Below are 1,348 nucleotides of genomic sequence, written 5' to 3' on the forward strand. Positions count from 1 at the left end.
ATCCCGGATCTATCTGAAAGCGAGTGATGGCCGCGCTTATGCACCGAACGGAGGCTTCCACCGAGTCATTTCAGCAACGGAAACGCACTACTTCCACACGAATGGCGAATTTACGGTGGAAGTGCCAGCCGGTCAAGCCACAGTTGAAGCGATGCGTGGCTTCGAATACCTGCCGGCGTCAGCCAAAGTCGCAGTCAGGGAGGGCGAGCAAGTCGAGCTTACGCTACGGCTCGAAAGGTTGCTGGACGCTAGTGCCATGGGATGGTACTCCGGAGAAACGCATGCGCACGATCTTCACCAAGGTCGATTTGGCTTGTCGCATGAGGATTTTTTCCTGCAGTTGCTTGCGGAGGATCTCCGGGTAACAAACGCCCTGATTCATATGGACGGGACACGCATTATGGGACGGTGGGACGATCTCACTGGTAACCGCATCCGCTGTCAACCTCCGACCACCTCCTGCAATATGGTCAGGAATTCCGGGGCTCCTTTGGCCACGTGGGGCTGCTCGGTATCAAAGAGTTTATTATGCCACTGATTGGCGGTACCTCCTGGACAGCTTTTTCAGCGGATGTCCTGAACTACCCTTACCTAGACGCCGCTAAAGCGCAGGGTGGCATCGGCGGCTTTATGCACCCGTACAGCAGGCCGGTTGAGAAACCCGAAGACGGAGCCTATTCCGAAATCCCGCTCGACGTGGCGCTCGGCAAGGGTGATTTCTATGACGTGCTTTGCATCTGGTATGATGAACTTGCGAACGCCCAGATGTACTACCGGCTCCTCAACGCTGGCTTTCGAATCGCGGCCACCGCTGGCTCTGACCCGTTTCCGGATGTCTGGCGGGATCCGCCACCAGGAACCACCCGGACCTATGCTAGGATCGATGGCCCCCTCTCGGTGCCGAACTGGCTCGATACGGTTGAAAATGCCGCTACTTTCGGTACCAGTGGACCGCTGCTTTTCGCCACCGTGGATGGTCGCATACCCGGCGAGGAAATACAGGTGGAAGCTGATGGACCCACTTCCTTTAAGGTTGAAATCGAGATTGCATCCATTGTCCCGGTCGACAAGGTTGAAGTCGTGGTCAACGGAGAGGTGGCCAAGACGTTTGACGTGCCACAGAAGGAACACCGCTTCCAATTCTCCGACACGGTTGAACTGCAGAGCAGTGGTTGGATCGCCTTCCGCGCCATTGGACCCTCGCACCGCTACGTTTCCGACAGCTATGCGTTCGCGCATACCACCCCAGTCTACATTGTGCGAGACGGCCGGAGGTTTACCTCAGCCGAAGATGCGCGTTTTCTAGCGGATGTCGTGCAGGCAATGTGGCGACGGGTTGAAGAAAGGA

Annotated in this window: 2 protein-coding genes; both read left to right on the top strand. The window is 56.8% G+C overall.

Features of this window, described 5'->3' with window-relative positions; translation table 11 throughout:
- The coding region (locus MJD61_19875; protein ID MCG8557521.1) for a hypothetical protein at positions 1 to 538 on the top strand (538 nt) is incomplete at its 5' end.
- Positions 499 to 1,348 (top strand): CehA/McbA family metallohydrolase (locus MJD61_19880; protein MCG8557522.1); only part of this gene is annotated, 850 nt, incomplete at its 3' end. The genes MJD61_19875 and MJD61_19880, both read left to right, overlap by 40 nt.

The sequence above is a fragment of the Pseudomonadota bacterium genome, assembly GCA_022361155.1.
In the GTDB taxonomy this organism is placed as follows: domain Bacteria; phylum Myxococcota_A; class Polyangia; order Polyangiales; family JAKSBK01; genus JAKSBK01.